The organism is Rhodoflexus caldus (assembly GCF_021206925.1).
GTDB lineage: Bacteria > Bacteroidota > Bacteroidia > Cytophagales > Thermoflexibacteraceae > Rhodoflexus > Rhodoflexus caldus.
Map to the genome: position 1 here is coordinate 20537 of NZ_JAJPRF010000022.1, position 17338 is coordinate 37874.

13 protein-coding genes are annotated in these 17338 nt (G+C 48.7%); 6 read left to right on the forward strand and 7 right to left on the reverse strand.

The window, feature by feature from the left end; all coding sequences use genetic code 11:
- The first annotated feature begins 33 nt into the window (after window positions 1–33).
- Entirely contained in the window at window positions 34–1311 is a 1278-nt protein-coding gene (gene aceA, locus NDK19_RS16010; RefSeq protein ID WP_250632917.1) for an isocitrate lyase, read from the forward strand.
- A gap of 184 nt (window positions 1312–1495) precedes the next feature.
- Here aceA and pbpC read toward each other — a convergent pair whose 3' ends face one another.
- From pbpC to NDK19_RS16025, 3 genes are all read right to left on the reverse strand, one after another.
- Complete coding sequence (gene pbpC / locus NDK19_RS16015) at window positions 1496–3829, reverse strand: penicillin-binding protein 1C (RefSeq protein ID WP_250632918.1); 2334 nt, start codon at window positions 3827–3829, stop codon at window positions 1496–1498.
- 7 nt (window positions 3830–3836) lie between these two features.
- Window positions 3837–6419: a PAS domain-containing hybrid sensor histidine kinase/response regulator gene (locus tag NDK19_RS16020; protein WP_250632919.1), complete on the reverse strand. Its 2583-nt coding sequence runs from the start codon at window positions 6417–6419 to the stop codon at window positions 3837–3839.
- Between the two features lie 136 nt (window positions 6420–6555).
- Window positions 6556–7677, reverse strand: a complete 1122-nt coding sequence (locus NDK19_RS16025; RefSeq protein ID WP_250632920.1) for an NAD(P)/FAD-dependent oxidoreductase — start codon at window positions 7675–7677, stop codon at window positions 6556–6558.
- A gap of 115 nt (window positions 7678–7792) precedes the next feature.
- Here NDK19_RS16025 and NDK19_RS16030 point away from each other — a divergent pair, with 115 nt between their 5' ends.
- The 3 genes from NDK19_RS16030 (at window position 7793) to NDK19_RS16040 (ending at window position 11572) form a co-directional block, all read left to right on the forward strand.
- Entirely contained in the window at window positions 7793–8407 is a 615-nt protein-coding gene (locus NDK19_RS16030) for a hypothetical protein (RefSeq protein ID WP_250632921.1), read from the forward strand.
- A gap of 125 nt (window positions 8408–8532) precedes the next feature.
- The gene (locus NDK19_RS16035) at window positions 8533–10713 is read left to right on the forward strand and encodes a S9 family peptidase (RefSeq protein ID WP_250632922.1); all 2181 of its coding nucleotides are present in this window, start codon (window positions 8533–8535) and stop codon (window positions 10711–10713) included.
- Window positions 10714–11125: 412 nt separating this feature from the next.
- A complete protein-coding gene (locus NDK19_RS16040) occupies window positions 11126–11572 on the forward strand; it encodes an SRPBCC family protein (protein WP_250632923.1) in 447 nt (148 codons plus the stop codon).
- 294 nt (window positions 11573–11866) lie between these two features.
- On the opposite strand, the gene NDK19_RS16045 is transcribed toward NDK19_RS16040, so the two are convergent.
- From NDK19_RS16045 to NDK19_RS16055, 3 genes are read right to left on the reverse strand one after another with little or no spacing between them, the layout of a single operon-like run.
- Entirely contained in the window at window positions 11867–13048 is a 1182-nt protein-coding gene (locus tag NDK19_RS16045) for an MFS transporter (RefSeq protein ID WP_250632924.1), read from the reverse strand.
- 21 nt (window positions 13049–13069) lie between these two features.
- Window positions 13070–13567: a MarR family winged helix-turn-helix transcriptional regulator gene (locus NDK19_RS16050; RefSeq protein WP_250632925.1), complete on the reverse strand. Its 498-nt coding sequence runs from the start codon at window positions 13565–13567 to the stop codon at window positions 13070–13072.
- An 18-nt stretch (window positions 13568–13585) separates the two neighbouring features.
- Entirely contained in the window at window positions 13586–14836 is a 1251-nt protein-coding gene (locus NDK19_RS16055; RefSeq protein WP_250632926.1) for an MFS transporter, read from the reverse strand.
- A gap of 228 nt (window positions 14837–15064) precedes the next feature.
- On the opposite strand from NDK19_RS16055, the gene NDK19_RS16060 reads away from it, so the two are divergent.
- Window positions 15065–15478, forward strand: a complete 414-nt coding sequence (locus tag NDK19_RS16060; RefSeq protein WP_250632927.1) for a hypothetical protein — start codon at window positions 15065–15067, stop codon at window positions 15476–15478.
- A gap of 6 nt (window positions 15479–15484) precedes the next feature.
- On the opposite strand, the gene NDK19_RS16065 is transcribed toward NDK19_RS16060, so the two are convergent.
- Window positions 15485–16834: a flavin monoamine oxidase family protein gene (locus NDK19_RS16065; protein WP_250632928.1), complete on the reverse strand. Its 1350-nt coding sequence runs from the start codon at window positions 16832–16834 to the stop codon at window positions 15485–15487.
- A gap of 87 nt (window positions 16835–16921) precedes the next feature.
- Here NDK19_RS16065 and arfB point away from each other — a divergent pair, with 87 nt between their 5' ends.
- Entirely contained in the window at window positions 16922–17329 is a 408-nt protein-coding gene (gene arfB / locus NDK19_RS16070) for an alternative ribosome rescue aminoacyl-tRNA hydrolase ArfB (RefSeq protein ID WP_250632929.1), read from the forward strand.
- Window positions 17330–17338: the final 9 nt, after the last annotated feature.

Sequence of the window (17338 nt, forward strand, 5' to 3'; positions counted from 1 at the left end):
AAATTATTTCATCACCCAAATTTTTTGTCAATCATGCAAAATAAACAAGAACGCATCAACCAATTAGTAACCGACTGGACAATTAATCCGCGTTGGAAAGGCATTGAGCGGCCGTACACTGCCGAAGAAGTTGTCAATCTGCAAGGTAGCTTTACATTGGAATACTCTATCGCTCGCATGGGTGCAGAGCGGCTCTGGAATCTGCTGCACAGCGAACCTTACGTGGCCGCCCTTGGCGCACTCACAGGCAATCAGGCAGTACAGCAAGTGCAAGCCGGCTTGAAAGCCATTTATCTGAGCGGCTGGCAGGTAGCGGCAGATGCTAACTTGGCAGGGGAGATGTACCCCGACCAAAGCCTGTATCCTGCCAACTCCGTTCCGATGGTGGTTAAAAGAATTAACAATGCATTGCTTCGCGCCGACCAAATTGCCACGCTGGAAGGCAATAATGACACCTACTGGCTTGCACCCATCGTGGCCGATGCAGAGGCCGGTTTCGGCGGCAATCTCAACGCTTTTGAACTGATGAAAGCTATGATTGAAGCGGGTGCAGCCGGCGTGCACTTTGAAGACCAACTTTCCAGTGCCAAAAAATGCGGGCATTTGGGCGGGAAAGTGCTTGTGCCTACTCGCGAAGCCGTGGACAAGCTCGTAGCGGCAAGGCTGGCGGCTGACGTAATGGGCGTGCCCACGCTGTTGATTGCCCGCACCGATGCCGACGCTGCCAACCTGCTTACCAGCGACATAGACGAACGCGACCGACCTTTTATTTACGGTGAGCGCACCGTGGAAGGCTTTTACAAAGTGCGCAACGGCATTGAGCAGGCCATCAGCCGCGGGCTTTCCTACGCACCTTTTGCCGACCTGATTTGGTGCGAAACCTCGCATCCCGACCTTGGCGAAGCGCGCGAATTTGCACAGGCCATCCACGAAAAATATCCCGATAAAATGCTGGCCTACAACTGCTCGCCGTCTTTCAATTGGGCATCTAAACTGAGCTACGAGGAAATGCTGACCTTCCGCGAAAAAATTGCTGATATGGGTTATAAATTCCAGTTCATCACGTTGGCGGGCTTCCATTCGCTCAATACGAGCATGTTTGAATTGGCAGGGGCTTACCGCGAGTTGGGTATGGCGGGCTATTCACAGTTGCAGGAGAAAGAATTTGCGCTCACTGCCAAAGGTTTCCGCGCCGTTAAGCACCAAGCATTTGTCGGTACGGGTTATTTTGATGCCGTTCAAAATACTGTAATGAACGGGCAAGCCTCCACTGCTGCCCTGAAAGGCTCTACGGAAGAAGCGCAGTTTTAAGTTGATTTTTCATTTATGTTCATGTGGAAAGGTTGTTCGGATATTCTGAACAGCCTTTTGTTTTATACAAAAGCGCAAGTGATGGGCAAAAAAATCGTGTAAGTTTTTGAAAAACAATCGCTTCAACCTGACATAAGCCCTAAGCCCCCTGCGGTTGATATATCCCCTTTTCGGGAGGCTGTCTTTATTCCACCCGAATCTCAATGGTAGTGGTCATGCCTTTGTCGTCGGTGCAGGCAATTTTGCGCTTGCCGGGCAGTGGTTTAAAAAACACCGACTCTTGGGGGCGTGCACGCCGATAGAACTTATCGTCCACATACCAAAAAACCTCGCTTACGTCATTGGCAACTTGGCAGGACAGCAACAGTTCAATCCCATCCGCATCGGTGCGGAGGTAGGTGCGCCCTTCGGCAGGTGAGATAATGGCAGGCGGCTGTCGGTCAAATACCTTTGTGCAGGCGGGGTTGTGGGGCGGAATCTGTTCAAAGCGAATGCCCGATGCAGTCAAAAACGCGACCATATCGGGCGAATGATTCGGGAAGCGCTTTCGTCCAAACTGTCCGTTGGCAGGCAAACAATGCGAGCAATAGCTCATACTGCTATCGGGCGCCGTAAAAACGGGTTTCAGATGTTCGCAACGAAGTGCAGGAGAAACGCCCGGCACATACCAGTCGGTAGTCAGTCGGTTACAAAACTCCGAAGGAGGCAGCCCTGTTTCCATACAGACGCTGCGCTTTTGCAGGCCTGCGGGCGGCTCAAACCAACGGATGGGCTGGTTATAGTCTATGGCATTAAACAGGCGAAACAGCAGCGGCGTAGCAACCCCTGCGCCTGTCAGTTCGGGGGAGCCGATGCCGCTAAAATTGCCCATCCATACGGCAATGGTATAACGAGCATTGTAACCGATGCTCCATGCATCGCGCCTGCCATAGGAAGTCCCTGTTTTCCATGCAATTTTCGGTACGTGCGGATTGTGCTCGTAGTCGGAAGGCAGCTCAGGGCGCGTTACTTGTGTGAGAATCTCATTCACCATAAAAGCAGCTTCGGGGCTGACAATCGTTTCGGCTGTTGCATCCTGTGCGGCAGCCATAAACTGCAAAGGGGCAAACTTCCCCCCGTTGGCAAAGGAGGCATACAGACCTGCCATTTCCCAAACGCTTACGCCGCAACCGCCCAATGCCAAAGAAAGCCCCAACTGTTTTTCCTGACGGCTGACATATGCAAACTGTGCCGATTTCAGGGCTTTTATCATTCGGTTTACGCCCAGCTCATGCAGTACTTTGACCGCCGGAACATTGAGCGAATAGGCCAAAGCCTGCGTAACACTGACATATCCGTTGAATTTTTGGTCAAAATTTTCGGGCGTATAGCCGTTAAAATCTACCGGAACATCTGAAATAATCGTTTTGGGAGTAAGCAAACCTGCATCAAAAGCAACAGCATACAGCAAGGGTTTCAGTGCGCTTCCCGGCGAACGAATCGCACGGATGCCATCTACTTGCCCTGCATGGGCATTGTCGGCAAAATCCTGCGAACCGATATAGGCCAGTACATGCCGCGTGCGGTTATCCACTACCAATACAGCGGCGTTGTGTATGCCTATTTTGGCCATGCTTTTGGCATATGTTGCCGTTATTTCCGCTGCTTTCCGTTGAATATCGATGCGAATGGTGGTGGTGATATTAGCCTCCGACGGACTGCGTGTGCGATGCACCCATCGCCCCAGATGCGGTGCAAGCGAAGGCAAGGCCTCCCGATTGGTTTGCAAAGGCTCGCGCAGTGCATCGGCAATTGCTTCGCGGTCAAATGTGCCGTCTTCCAGAAAGGTTTGTAACCATCGGTTGCGTTCTTCCAGCAGTTTGTCGCTGTTGCTGCCTAATGCCAGCGATGTGGGGCGGTTGGGTACAATGGTCAGCGTTACGACTTGTGCCAGACTCAACTTATCGGGCATTCTGCCGAAATAAAGCAGCGAAGCAGCTTTTACACCTTCCACATTGCCGCCGTAGGGTACCATGTTTAGGTACAACTGTAAAATTTCTTCTTTGGAATATGTCCATTCCAATTGCAGCGCGCGAAAAATTTCTACCAACTTGTTGGCATAGCTGCGTTTTTTGGGCTCCAATAGGCGTGCAACTTGCATGGTGATGGTGGAAGCCCCCGATGTGGTTTTTCCACGAACAATATTTTTAAGCAATGCCCGCACAATTGCAAGCGGATTTACCCCCGGATGGTAGTAAAAAAAGCGGTCTTCTTTGTTGATGAAAGCGCGACGCAGGTCGGGTGTAATTTCGTGTAATTCGGTTTTCATGCGCCATTTGTCATCGGGGCTGAGATAAGCCTGCAACAAAGTGCCGTCTTGTGCCAGCACCATGCGCGAGTATTGCACCTGCGGAGGCAACGGGAAGGCCAGATGTAAACCTGTAAACAACAGCAGGCACAACAAAAAGACTATTGCACCCCATCGGGCATAACGAAACGAAGGATGATTTTGCAATAAATGCCGGTAGTTGCGCAGCATGAGCGAATTAGTCTGGTAATTGCAACATATCAATTGCCGTTGCGGACATGTCTATCAGCTGTTGCAAGGCATCATCGGCAGGCTCCTGATTTTTCATGCGTTGCAAAATGGTGCGGAGTATAGTTTCAATGCGCCGCGCCGCTAAACTCTGCAACGTGGGTTTTACCTTGTGCAGCAAGGCATCCAATTGTTGCGCATCGGCTTTGGCAACGCACTCGCGCACTTGCTCGGGCAACTGACGAAACGTTTTGAGGTAAACATGAATCAGTTCGCGTTCAAATGCGGGGTCGCCCATGGCAAAGTCGGCAATTTTGTCTAAATGGATGACTGGATTTTCACTTTTTCGTTTGCGGCTGCTTTTAGGCGGTACAGGTTGGCTGGTTTCCATCGCCGTCGGGGTGAAGTCGGGCGGCAGATATGCCGTCAGCTTCTGATACAGCTCTTCGGGATGGAAAGGTTTGCTGATGTAATCCGTCATGCCGGCCTGCGCTACTTTGTTGCGCACATCGCCCAGAACGGATGCCGTAAGGGCAATAACAGGCACAGGCGGAAGGTTTAACTCCTGTTCCATTTTTCTGATGGCAACCGTAGCCTGATAGCCGTCCATTTCGGGCATTTGCAAGTCCATCAGAATCAGGTGGTAGGTCTGCTGACGCACTGCCTGCAAGGCTTCTATGCCATTAATTGCGATATCGGGTTTAATGCCCCACTTTTCCAAAAATTTGGAAGCTACCGTGCGATTGGTTTCGTTGTCTTCCACGAGCAATACTTTCAGCCCTTCCAAATACATTTTTTTGTTCAGGCTTCCCGCGTGAGCACCCGTGCTCGGGCGTTCGTTGGTTTTGCTGAATGAAAGGGTGAACGAAAAGCAGGAGCCTTTTTGTTCTTCGCTTTGCAAATGAATTTGACTGCCCTGCAATTCCAGCAGACGCTTAACGATTGCCAGCCCCAATCCCGTGCCGCCGTACTTGCGCGTGGTATCTCCGGAAGCCTGCGTGAAGTAGTCAAAAATGCGGCCGTGCTGCTCTTTCGGAATCCCGATGCCCGTATCGGTAACGGAAAAATGCAATGCCACATGCTCGGCGGAGCTTTCCTGAACGCTTACTTCCAATATTACCTTGCCCCGTTCGGTAAACTTAATGGCATTGCTGAGCAGGTTGTTAATAATTTGGTTCAACCGAACGGGGTCGCCTTTGACAAACTGCGGAACGTTTTTGTCTATCCTGACGCGGAAATGAATGCCTTTTTCATCGGCTCTCAAATTAAACGTGTTTTTGGCCGATGCAATGAGTTCGCGGAGATTAAATGCCGTATTTTCAAAAACGATTTTTCCGGCTTCAATCTTGGAAAAGTCTAAAATATCGTTGATGAGCACCAGCAGGTTTTCGGCGGCAAAACGAAGGGTTTGCAAATGCGGCACCTGCTCGGGGCGCGGGTTTTCTTCCATGAGCAGGTGAGTCATGCCTACCACCGCATTGAGTGGCGTGCGCAACTCATGGCTCATCGTAGAGAGGAAGGTTTCTTTGGCCTTCATTGAGCGCAGTGCTTCTTCTCGGGCTTCAATCAGTTCCTGCTCAAAGGCTTTGCGTTGGTCAATATTGCGCGAAGTGCTCTGAATCTGAATCAGTTTGCTTTGCGGATTAATAATTGCTTTGGCAATGGTTTCAAACCAGCAATAAGTGCCGTCGGAGCGCCTGATGCGATATTCTATGGCCTCGGCGCGGCCTTGGCGGATGATTCGCCGATGATAGCGCGCCAGTTTCATCCAGTCTGCCGGATGCACAAACAGGTGCGGAGAGAGGGACACCATTTGCGAAGGCTCATAGCCCAGCAAATCGGAAACCGACTGCGACACGTACTGAAAATCGCCGTTGGGATGGTGTACACAAATCAAATCCTGAGCATTTTCAGACAACAAACGGAACAAATTAACGCTTGTGCGCAATTTCTCTTCGGTTAGTTTGCGGTCGGTAATGTCCTTGGGGTGGATGTACACATAGCCTAATTCGGGCAGCGGCGTAAAATTGAAGCGATAAAAACGGTTGCCAATCAGCGATTCGGTTTCTGTGCTGAACCCTTTGCCAAGATTAGCCAACAACTGTGCGCCTTCCTCTTTAGCAAAAAGGCTGTTTAGGTAAGGTTGAAAAACCTGATGTTTTTCCGAAAAACCAATCAGATTGCCTTGAAAGTCAATGCATAACAGATTTTCTGCCAACTGTGCTGATGATACATCGGCCTCATTGGAGCGATTGTCGGGCAAGCCGTAGAACAAATAACCGCCCGTTTGCTGGCGCATGGCCTGTAATGAAAAGTACTTTTTGTGTCCGCCGGCATCTATCATGGCCAACTGAATGGGGCGGCTGTAGCCCGAAGCGGGCAGCAGCGCCATCAGAATGTCGGAGGAAATAGCGCTCAACCGCGACATAAACGACACCCCCAAACTTTCTTCCTGCTCGTAACCGGTGGCTTTGACCGCACCGTTGCTCCAATGCGTAATGTGCCACTGCTCATCGGTGGCGATGAGCACGTGGGAATCCAGCAGCGTAAACAAAGCGCTTGTATCCAATCCGGTTATTTCGGGCTGCACCATTGAGCAAAAAAGTTTCAGACTATACTACTTGCACGACTGCCAAGCGGCAGTTTTGTTTAAATAACGCAAGTTAGTCGTCGTGGTTTATTTAACGGCGATATTCGTACCAAAAAAAGCGTGCAGTCCATTTTTTCGGTTACAAACGAATGGGGCTGCCGTGCGTTTGGCGAATCAGTAATTCCGCAGCGGCAGGTGCCATTTGGAAACCGCCTACGAGCATTTCGGTCAGCACCGGTGCACCGAAGAAGCGTTGAATTTGACGGCCTGTCCATAATCGCAAGGAAAAAAGTTGTTTCCATTGTTGTTGGTACTGTCGGTACAGCTCCTCGCGGCTGAATTTGCCTGCTTCACATTGGGTCAGCAGATGCGCCAACAAAGCACCGCCGTGCATAGCCATTGCCATCCCGTTGCCGCAAAGGGGCGTAATCATTCCCGCAGCATCACCGCACATCAGAATGCCGTTTTCAACCAATGTTTTGGGGGCAAAGGATACCTCGTTAATTACTTTGGGGGCATCGTAGAGTATATTGGCCTTAGAAAAAATTTCTTTTAAAAAGGGGTTCTTATGTAAGGTTTTTGCCTCTAATTGTGCAATTGTACCATGTTTTCGTAGCTGTTGGCGGTCAACCAAGTAGCAAAGGCAACACTTATCATCCTCAATTCGCGAAATGCCGCAGTAGCCGTCCTTAAAGTTGTGTAATGCAATCAAATCTTGATTATGTACAATTTTTATGTGATACTTTACACCCACGTAAGGCGAACGCTGAGTGAAAAAACGACGGTTCAGTTGCTTGTCTATATTGGAGCGTTTGCCATGTGCGGCAATAGCCCATCGGCCGCTCCATTGTTGCCCTCTGCTATTCCGAACGGTGAACTTGTGCTCATCCGTGCGTTCTATGCGCTCCACGGCGCAGCGTTCTATGATTTCCACGCTGTTGGCAGCCGCCATTGCCGCCAGTTTGGCATCCAGCACATAGCGGCTGATGCCAAATCCGCCGCTTGCCAAGGGTAGTTCAAGCGACTTGCCCGCGGGAGAGGTGATTTGTAAACGACTGATAGCCACCGCTCCCCAGTCAAAAGGATTAATCCCTAATTTGTTGAGCAGGGGCAGCGTTTCGTTGGAGATATACTCGCCGCAAACGCGATGGAACGGATAGCTGTTTTTTTCCAGCAAAACGACCTTAAATCCGGCCTTTCCCAGCATAATGGCACTTATCAAACCGGCAAGCCCACCTCCGATAATTACAAAATCGTACATTCAACAAACAAAGTTCATCTGAGTAATATTACTCATAACATTGCAGAAAACCCAATATACAAAAGCGATAATTTTGACGTTAGTAAGATAAGCGTTTGTTTTGATGTTTACCCCTATGACTCACACTAACTATCACACAGCCAAAATCGGCTTTTTGTATTTATTTCTGATGTTTTTTGCCTTGTGCGCACAGGCACAATTTATTGACGACCCGCTGAAAAAACCGGCACAGTGGGAAAAAGTCCGCAAGAACCCGACTGACATTGAAACATGGGCTAATTACTACGGCAAGAAGTGGATTCTGATGACTCCCGCCGAACAGCAGCAGGTAATGGAGTGGAAACATCAACTCATCTTGCAAGACATTGCCGACAAAGAGGCCATCGTAACCTCAGCCGAAAATCCTGCTTCCGCATCTTCGGAGATAAGCTCCTCAACGGAATTGCCCGCAAAAGCCCTTCAGGATATGGAAGCCTTCATCCGCGAAGAGAAAAAGGGGTTGAACGATTTGCGCAGCAACATCCATGAAAATTTTGTCATATTGGAAGACATGTACCGCGATATTTTCAAGGAATTGGGTGTTACCTATATCGCTTATGAAAAGAAATATCCCAAGGGCGATTACAGCCGCGTAAAATGGATTGAAGAACAGGAAGCGCAAATCAGAATACTGAAAGAAAGTAAAATTAAGCAGGTGAGAAGCCAGCTTTCTTCCAATGCACGCAATTGATGAATGAGTTAAGAAATATACCATAGAATAACAGATTAAACCTTTGGGCATTGCTCAAAGGTTTTTTTGTTGGTGGAGAGTTATCTTTACGACCCGTAAACTCCATACACCAAACCATCTCTGATATGAAACAAAACACACGCTTGTGGGGGCTGCTGTTACTCTGGCTGTTCTCTTGGTCTGCTTTTGCACAAAATAAACTTACGGTCAATGATATTTACCGCAATGGTGCGCTGCGTGCCCGTTCGGTAGATAATGTCAATTGGATGAAAGACGGCAGGTTTTACACTGCTCAAAACGGTGCGGATATTGTCCAATACGATGTAACTACCGGGCAGGCAGTACAGACTATTTTGGACGGCAAAAGCCTGAATATCAATTACAGCAACTATGATTTCAGTGCAGACGAAAAGAAACTGCTGCTCACTACCGACTTTGAATCCATTTACCGCCGTTCATACAAGGCAGAGTTTTTTGTATATGACTTGGCTGCCAAATCCTTGTCTCGGCTTTCCGAAGGCGGCAAGCAGTCCTACGCGACTTTTTCGCCCGATGGCAGCAAAGTAGCTTTTACTCGCAATAACAACCTGTTTTTCAAAGACTTGGCTTCGGGTAAAGAAACAGCCGTTACTACTACCGGCAAGTTCAACGAACTCATTCACGGCAGTGCCGACTGGGTATATGAGGAAGAATTCAGCATGGCACAGGCATTTGAGTGGTCGCCCGATGGCAGTAGAATCGCATTCATCAGCTTTGATGAACGCAAAGTACCGGAATACAACATGCAAATGTGGCCTGCGAATGCGCTTTATCCTACCGACTATCGCTTCAAGTATCCCAAAGCGGGTGAAAGCAACTCGGTCGTAAGCGTTTCAATTTATGACTTGGCTTCGGGCAAAACCACTGCCGTTGAACTTGGCAGCGAAACCGATATTTACGTGCCGCGCATCAAGTGGACAAGTATGCCTAATACACTTGCCGTGCTGCGCCTGAACCGCCTGCAAAACAAGATGGAACTACTTTATGCCGATGCAGCTACAGGGAAAACCAAACTTGTATTGGAAGAAAACAGCAAAACCTACTTGGAGGCTGAAGATTTTGACATGATGGTTTATCTGAAAAACGGCAAGCAGTTTATTTGGGCAAGTGAGCAAAGCGGTTACAAACATTTGTACCTCTACAACAACGACGGCAAACTCGTGCGCCCCCTGACACAAGGCAACTGGGAGGTAGATAACTTCCTCGGCGTTGATGAAACCGCCAAAGTACCCGTGATTTACTACACATCCACAGAGGTTTCGCCTTTGGAGCGCCATTTTTATCGCATAGGGCTGGACGGGAAAAATAAACAGCAACTGACTGCCGCATCAGGGGCTAATCGCATCAATTTGAGCCGCGATTTTAAATACTATTTCTGTTACAACAACAGCAACAAAGCGCCGCTGAATGTGAAGCTGTATCAGGTAGCAGGCAATAAATTGGTGAAAGTATTGGAAGAGAATCAGGGTTTGCAGAAGGCCGCCGCTGATTTTCGCCTTTCACAAAAAGAGTTTTTTACTTTTAAAACAACCGACGGCACAGAGCTCAACGGTTACTTTATCAAACCTCCCGATTTTGATGCCGGCAAGCGCTACCCTGTACTGATGCACGTGTACGGCGGCCCGGGCTCACAGCAGGTACTCAACACCTATGCCAACGGCGCTAACGACCTCTGGCACAACATGTTGGCTCAAAATGGCTATTTGGTTGCCTGTGTGGACAATCGCGGTACAGGCGCACGCGGTGAGGCTTTCAAAAAGATGACCTATGCCAACTTAGGTAAATACGAGGTGGAAGACCAAATCGCAGCCGCTAAATATCTCGGCGGGTTGCCCTATGTGGACAAAAACCGCATCGGTATTTGGGGGTGGAGCTACGGCGGCTACATGAGTTCGCTGTGCCTGTTGCTGGGCAACGACGTGTTCAAAGCCGCTATTGCCGTAGCGCCTGTAACCAATTGGCGTTTCTACGATACCATCTACACCGAGCGGTTCCTGCAACGCCCGCAAGACAACCCCAAAGGCTATGATGACTATTCGCCCGTTACCCATGCCGATAAGCTGAAAGGCAAGTTTCTGCTCATACACGGCACCGGCGATGACAACGTGCATTTCCAAAATGCCGTAGCGCTGCAAAATGCGTTAATTGCCGCTAACAAACAGTTTGAATCGTTCTATTATCCCGACCGCAATCATGGCATTTACGGCGGCATCACCCGCATTCATTTGTACCAGATGATGACTGATTTTATCTTGAAGAATTTGTAGGCCTTACGCCGCGCAGTACGGCTAACTTATATCTTCACAACTCTTGTCCGTAGAGCGTCGCATTGCCTCTACGGACTTTTTTATGCAGTTAAGCAACTTACGCTGCATTTTTTGGCGGACATATCTCAGGCACATGGTGCTATATGTCGCTGATTTTTAACGTGAAGTTTTCAATCCGAATTGCTGCTCAATTAATTATACGGGACTTTGTTGTTTTTTGTATGAGGCTGCAAGAAACCCGCGCGCATAAAAAACGTAGAAGCATGAACAGCACATCCTAAAACTCATGAAGAAATTACTTTTTCTTATACTGATGTTTTTATTGACAATTTTAATTGTCTGCGCATATTATTTTTACTACGAAAGTTACAATTTTGACAAACAATCAGCTAACGCATCAAAAAAAGACAACATGAATATCCCGATTAACGAAAACGCCCCCGTCGTTTCAAGAAATCAAATGGAGATAGCCGCACCTGTTGATACGGTCTGGCAAGTACTGACCGACATCAAAAAGTGGCCGCAATGGCAAAAAGCCGTTTCGGAAACCATTGTGCCCGAAAAGGTTGAGGAAGGAACAGAGTTTCATTGGAAAGCCGACGGACTTTCTTTTACTTCTAAAATTCATACAGTCAATCCGCATCGGGCATTCGGCTGGACTGGCAAGACCATCGGCGCAAGTGCCATCCACAATTGGAAATTTGTCAAAAAAGACGACCATGCGCTTGTTATCGTTGAAGAAAGCCTTCAAGGGGTATTCCCGCGTCTGTTCAAAAATTTTTTTCAAAAAAATCTTAACCAAGGGGTTCTGACCAACTTAGAGGAACTTAAAGCCGCATCCGAAAAGGCAGCCCGATGAGGCAAGCAAGTAATTCATCACATTAGAGCGCACTTTTGTAAAAATGCAGATTTCGGATTTGTGTGGAAGTTATATTACGCAAATTATATGATATTCATCTGATAATCAGTGCGTTTTGTATGAAAAAATCAAAATGACGCATTAGCGCAAAGAGGCATGTTTGTAAATTGTATTTTTCCGATGCAGGTAAATTTGTAGGAACAGGCGACGTGCAACGCGCATCCCCTGTCCCTACAAGTGCAACACAAAACTAAATTAAATTTTTCCAAGATTCTGCTGCAAATCGCATCCCTTTCAACCATGTGCGGCTTTTTCGGGGGCAGGCAAGCCCGCAAAATAGACAACCAACGCAGCAACAGCTGCAGCCGTGACAATAAACGCCGCAGCCGCACCAAATTTGAACCAAATCAAGCCCGTAAGCGAACTTGCCAGCAGTGAGCCAATACTTTGCAGCCCCGTAAACGTACCGATGGCGGTTGCGGTGTCTTTTTTATCGGTGATGTTAGAAATCCACGCCTTGGCGATGCCTTCCGTTGCGGCGGCATAAATGCCGTACAGGAAAAACAGCATCGCAAAAGCATACCACTGCGTGCCGAAAGCCATTCCCAGATACACTGTTGCAAACAGCACCAACCCGATAATAAAAATGCGTTTCAGCCCCAACTTATCGGCCAATATGCCCACGGGAAAGGCAAACAGAGCATAAACAAGGTTGTAAAAAATGTAAATGCCGATAACGGTTTTATCGTCAATGCCTGTTTCTTTGATTTTCAGCAATAAAAACACATCTGAACTGTTGAACAAGGTAAACACCAGCAGCCCGATGATTAATTTTTTGTAGCTGTGCGGGCTTTCTTTCCAATAGCCGAAAGCAGCGAAAAAAGAAACTTTTGCGTGTGCAGGTGGGGTCGGGTGCGCTTTGTCGCGCAGCAACAGGGAAGCTCCAACCGCCAACAACCCGGGAATAAAGGCTATGAAAAACAGCATTCTGTAATCCTGCGGATAAAAATGCAGGAAAAGCAGCGCCAGCAAAGGCCCTAAAACAGCCCCCAGCGTATCCATAGAGCGGTGGAAACCAAAAACTCTGCCTTTGGTTTGCGGGGTTGCTTCGTCGGAAAGGATGGCATCCCGCGCCCCCGTGCGAATGCCCTTACCGAATCGGTCGGCAGTGCGCGCCAGAAACACCCACAGCGGATAAGTGAAAACCGCCATCATCGGCTTGGAAACGGCACTTAGCGCGTAGCCCAGCCGAACAAAGGGCGCACGCTTGCCCGAAAGGTCGGAAAGTTTGCCAAAGTAGCCTTTGCTAAGCCCTGCCGTAGCTTCGGCAATGCCTTCCAGCACGCCAATCAGCACCACCGAAAAGCCGATGCTTTGCAGGTAAATCGGCATAACAGGGTATAACATTTCGCTTGCCGTGTCGGTAAACAGGCTGATAAGCGACAAAATCCAAACCGTGCGCGTCAGATGTTTCAAAATCCGTTCGTTAGTTGAGTGTTAAGCATTGGCGCGTTTCAGTACCTGCAAGAGTTCTTCCAAATTGTGCAGCGTATCTTCTAATTTTTCCTTGCTCAACACCGAAAACAAGGCAATATTGGCTTTTCGGCGAAAGGGTTCTATGCGTTGCAAAATCTGAATACCGCGAGGCGTGAGCCGCAAAATTTTGCGTCGGCGGTCGGTTTCGTCAAGCGTTTGTTCTACCAAGCCCTTGGAAGTCAGCAGATTGAGAATGTTGGTGATATTGGGGCGCGATACGTTCAGCGCTTCGGCAATGTCGGAAGCCAGCATTCCCGCGTTGTGCTGAAAGTGCTTGTCGGCAGAATAATGCTTGCCGATATACGGAATATTGGGGTCGCCGTAGATGTAGAGCATGATAATCCACTGTTGAGTGGTGATGCCCACCAACTCACTGATAATATCGCCGCGGCGGTTCAATGCCGCAGCAAGTTCCAGAATTGTCAGCACTAATTTTTCTTCAATGGCAGGGCTTTGCATGGCTGTATGGTTGAATTGTTAATGAGCAGGTTGCAATTGCGGCTTTTTCATGAATTGCAAAGCAAGTACACAAATACAGGCAAAGCCGCAAAGTAATATCATCGTATCAAATGCGCCCAGATAGCTGCCGCTGTTTTTGCGCATAGAGCCTAATACAATAATGCCCATGCTGCCGGCAAGTGTGTCTATCATGGTAAAAATTCCCAAAATTTTTCCGTAGGAACTGCCGCTGTACAGTTCAGCCACTACAACCTGAATCATGGTGAATGCGCCGCTGAATGCAATTCCGTACACTAATGCGTACACATACATCATCGCCGTCGGTAAGTCGGCAAGGTAGCGCAGCAATACAGTGCCTATCAGCAGGTTGATAATGGATATGAGCATGATAATCAGCTTGTTGAATCGGTCGCCTAACCAGCCGAACAGCAACTTGCCGATAATGCTGCACAGGAAAAACAGCGAGGTTACGTTCGTTACAATCTCTTTTGTCTGATTCAAATCTTTTTCAATGAACAAGACCTGATGGTTTACTACGCCCGTAATGCAAAACCAAAGCGTAGCCGTTGCCACCAGCAGTAAGTAGAAATAAGGTGTGCGCATGGCAGCGCCTAAGGTCATCCCCGCATGGCCATGTGTACGGTGGTTGTCGGTGGTGAGGTTAGGTGTTTCTCCGTCGGGCAGCAGTCCCATATCGGCAGGGCGGTTGCGAATCAGCAATATCAGCGGCAAGAGCATCCCCGCTACGGCACAGCCCAACAAAATCCACGCGGCACTGCGCCAACCCAGCGTAGCAATGCCCCAACCCGCAATTTTATTAAATAGAGCACCTCCAAAACTTGAACCCATCAGGAAAATGCCGACCGCCAACCCGCGGTATTTGACAAACCACTGCGTAATCAGGTACATGCTGGTAACAATGCCTGCCAGCGTAAGAGCAAAGGCATACAGCACATAAACTCCCTGAATTTGTATGAATGAAGTCGCGCTTGCAAAACCTGCTAATGCAATCAACAAAATGATTGCACCGGATAGCATAATGATTTTGGGCGAATATTTATCTAACAAAATACCGACAAAAGCCGCAAGAATGGATACTAAAAGATACAACAACTGTGCGGGGCGCGAAACCTGTTGATTGTCTAATTGGAACTCATCCAACAATTGCGGGGCAAAAAGCGGCATGGTATTGAGCAAAATACCATTTGTAACCATGTAAATCAGTACCAGAGCGAGCAGTACCCACCAGCCGTAGAAGATGTTTTTCATTTTCGGATTTGCTAAACCAACAAATTAGTTAATTAGGTTAAGCAAAATACACTTTCTTTTTGGAATGCGCAAAGGGGGCTGTCGGCTTGCAAATTTATACCGGCCGATAACCAACGGCATCGGTTCATCATTTGATTTGTTTTTATGAAGCCTTGACGCGTGCGGTATTTTGAATACCGCTAAAATCAATGTTTTTTAGCTGCCAACATATTTAAAGCAATTTTTAACATGGAACAGCAGCAAAAAACCTTTGAGGAAATCATGCGCGAAGAATTTGCGCAACAGGACAGAGCCAATAAGCGCCCGACCATCATCACAGTCATGTGTGTATTAAGGTTTACAGGCCTTATCTTGGTGCTGATATACGCGTTATGGCTCATGCAAGACCCGCTCATAGGCCAATTTGCAGGTCAATTCACGAGTAATTGGTACGCATATTTCATGATAGTTATGGCTGTGGCAAATGGTATAGCCCTCATGGGAATCTGGCAGATGAAGAAATGGGGCGCTTACAGTTACATTGCGCTTTTAACATTTCAACTGTTTTTTGCTTTGATTATCGGAAGATTGTCGGCTGTTGCCGGTATTGCCGATTTTATATGCGTTTTTATAACATTTTTCCATCTTGATAAGATGAGATAGTTTGCGTCACACCTGCATCAGCTCCTCTGCCGCCCGATAGCCGCTTTGGATGGCTCCGTCCAAGTAGCCGTTCCATCGGTCGGCGGTTTCAGTGCCTGCAAAGTGAATATTACCGAAGGGCGTGCGCAGGTGCGGCCCGAAATGCGTCAGTGTATTGGGTGCCATCAGCCCGACGTAGCAACCGCGTGTCCATTCTTCCTCCGTCCAGCATTTGTCGGTGTAAAAAAGCGGGAATGCTGCTTCTTTGCCGAAAAATCGCACGAGCGTTTCCAAGACCATTTGCTTGCGCATGTCAGGCGGCAGGCTGATGAAGTTCCGCGCATCGTTGCCTTCTACGAACACCAGCATTTTGCCGTAGTCGTTGTCGCCCTGCCCAACGTCAAAAGTTACCTTAACGGGAAACTCATCGCTGATGACTTGTCCGCTCAGCCCGTGTTTGCGCCAAAAAGGCACGGGATACACGGCAAAGCATTTCATTGCTGCGCCCATGGGCATCCGCTGGCAGAGTTGCGCTTTCTGTTGCGGCAGCGGCGGCTCAAATCGGATGCGTTCCAGCAGCGCAGGCGGTACGGTCAGGATACACTTCCGCGCCCGAATGATGCCTTGGGCAGTATGTGCCGTAACACCTGTGGCATCTTGCACAATCTTTTGCACGGGACTTTGCAGCACGATGCGGTCGGCAAAGGGGGCAGCTACTTTTTTCAGCAGCCCCTGCGTGCCTTCTTTTAGGATGGTCTGCTGTGCACCGTTGGTAATGCTGATGAGCGTTTCCAGATTGTCGCCTGAGCGCAGGTAGAACAGTGCAAACAGCAGCGAAATTTCCGACGATTCGGCAGCAAAAACCGTCTGTATGCCGATTTCCAGCATGTGCCGCGCTGCTTCCGTGCGCGTGTGTTGCCGAATCCACGTGCGCAGCGTCATTTCATCGTAGCGTTCTGCTTTGGGGTGTTGCCAAGGTTGCAGGGTATCTATTGTGGCAGCTAATTTTTCCAATTGGTTAATCGCGTTTCCCAAATCCAGCAGGCTCAAAATACCGATTTTCGGGATGGTTCCCGTGTAATGGGAAATTTTACCCTTGTAGCTCAGGATGTTGCGCCCTGTGTTGTAGGTTTCGTAAGTGACGGCGTTGGTTTCGTGTACCCATTCCCACACAAGTTGCTGCGTTGGGCCGAGCCACTTCGCACCTAAGTCCAGCGTAATGTCGCCTTCAAAAGTTTCGGTAAGCGTGCGTCCGCCGATGCGGTCGCGGGCTTCTACGACCAGAAAATCGCGGTTGAGGCCATGCAGTTTTTTGGCGGCTGCAATGCCTGCAAAGCCCGCCCCGATAATGAGAATGTCTGTTTGTCGTTCGTTCATGGTTGTGCTGTTGCTGTGGTGAAAAAATACCCGCAAAAAGCCTCCGACAGAGGAATCTTATTGCGAGATACAACGTTTCTTTGCCATATGCAAACCGAAGATTTCAGCCGCGAATGGACATTCCATACTTCGCGCAGCAGCGGGCCGGGCGGGCAAAACGTCAACAAGGTAGAAACCAAAGTTGAGTTGCGTTTTTCCATCCCTACCTCTGCGTTGCTGACCGAGGCAGAAAAAGCGATGCTATTTGCCAAAGTGCCGCATTTGATTAATGCAGCGGGTGAATTGGTGCTTACTTCTCAAAAAACGCGCAGCCAACTTGCCAATAAGGAGGACGTTATCCGCAAGTTTTATGCAATACTTCGGGCAACTTTTACCATTCCCCGCAAGCGAAAAGCTACGCGCCCCTCATTGGCTGCTCAAAAGGAACGCTTGCAGGAAAAGAAACGCCACAGTGCCAAGAAGGCCAACCGTAGGCGCTTTTATTTGGAAGAATAAATTGGGTCA

What these genes read in the sequence shown, in the direction of transcription:
- pbpC (WP_250632918.1), bottom strand. Translation starts at nt 3,829, where the DNA reads ATGCTGCGCAACTACCGGCATTTATTGCAAAATCATCCTTCGTTTCGT.
- NDK19_RS16060 (WP_250632927.1), top strand. Translation starts at nt 15,065, where the DNA reads ATGGAACAGCAGCAAAAAACCTTTGAGGAAATCATGCGCGAAGAATTT.
- NDK19_RS16050 (WP_250632925.1), bottom strand. Translation starts at nt 13,567, where the DNA reads ATGCAAAGCCCTGCCATTGAAGAAAAATTAGTGCTGACAATTCTGGAA.
- NDK19_RS16030 (WP_250632921.1), top strand. Translation starts at nt 7,793, where the DNA reads ATGACTCACACTAACTATCACACAGCCAAAATCGGCTTTTTGTATTTA.
- NDK19_RS16025 (WP_250632920.1), bottom strand. Translation starts at nt 7,677, where the DNA reads ATGTACGATTTTGTAATTATCGGAGGTGGGCTTGCCGGTTTGATAAGT.
- NDK19_RS16020 (WP_250632919.1), bottom strand. Translation starts at nt 6,419, where the DNA reads ATGGTGCAGCCCGAAATAACCGGATTGGATACAAGCGCTTTGTTTACG.
- NDK19_RS16055 (WP_250632926.1), bottom strand. Translation starts at nt 14,836, where the DNA reads ATGAAAAACATCTTCTACGGCTGGTGGGTACTGCTCGCTCTGGTACTG.
- NDK19_RS16035 (WP_250632922.1), top strand. Translation starts at nt 8,533, where the DNA reads ATGAAACAAAACACACGCTTGTGGGGGCTGCTGTTACTCTGGCTGTTC.
- aceA (WP_250632917.1), top strand. Translation starts at nt 34, where the DNA reads ATGCAAAATAAACAAGAACGCATCAACCAATTAGTAACCGACTGGACA.
- arfB (WP_250632929.1), top strand. Translation starts at nt 16,922, where the DNA reads ATGCAAACCGAAGATTTCAGCCGCGAATGGACATTCCATACTTCGCGC.
- NDK19_RS16040 (WP_250632923.1), top strand. Translation starts at nt 11,126, where the DNA reads ATGAATATCCCGATTAACGAAAACGCCCCCGTCGTTTCAAGAAATCAA.
- NDK19_RS16065 (WP_250632928.1), bottom strand. Translation starts at nt 16,834, where the DNA reads ATGAACGAACGACAAACAGACATTCTCATTATCGGGGCGGGCTTTGCA.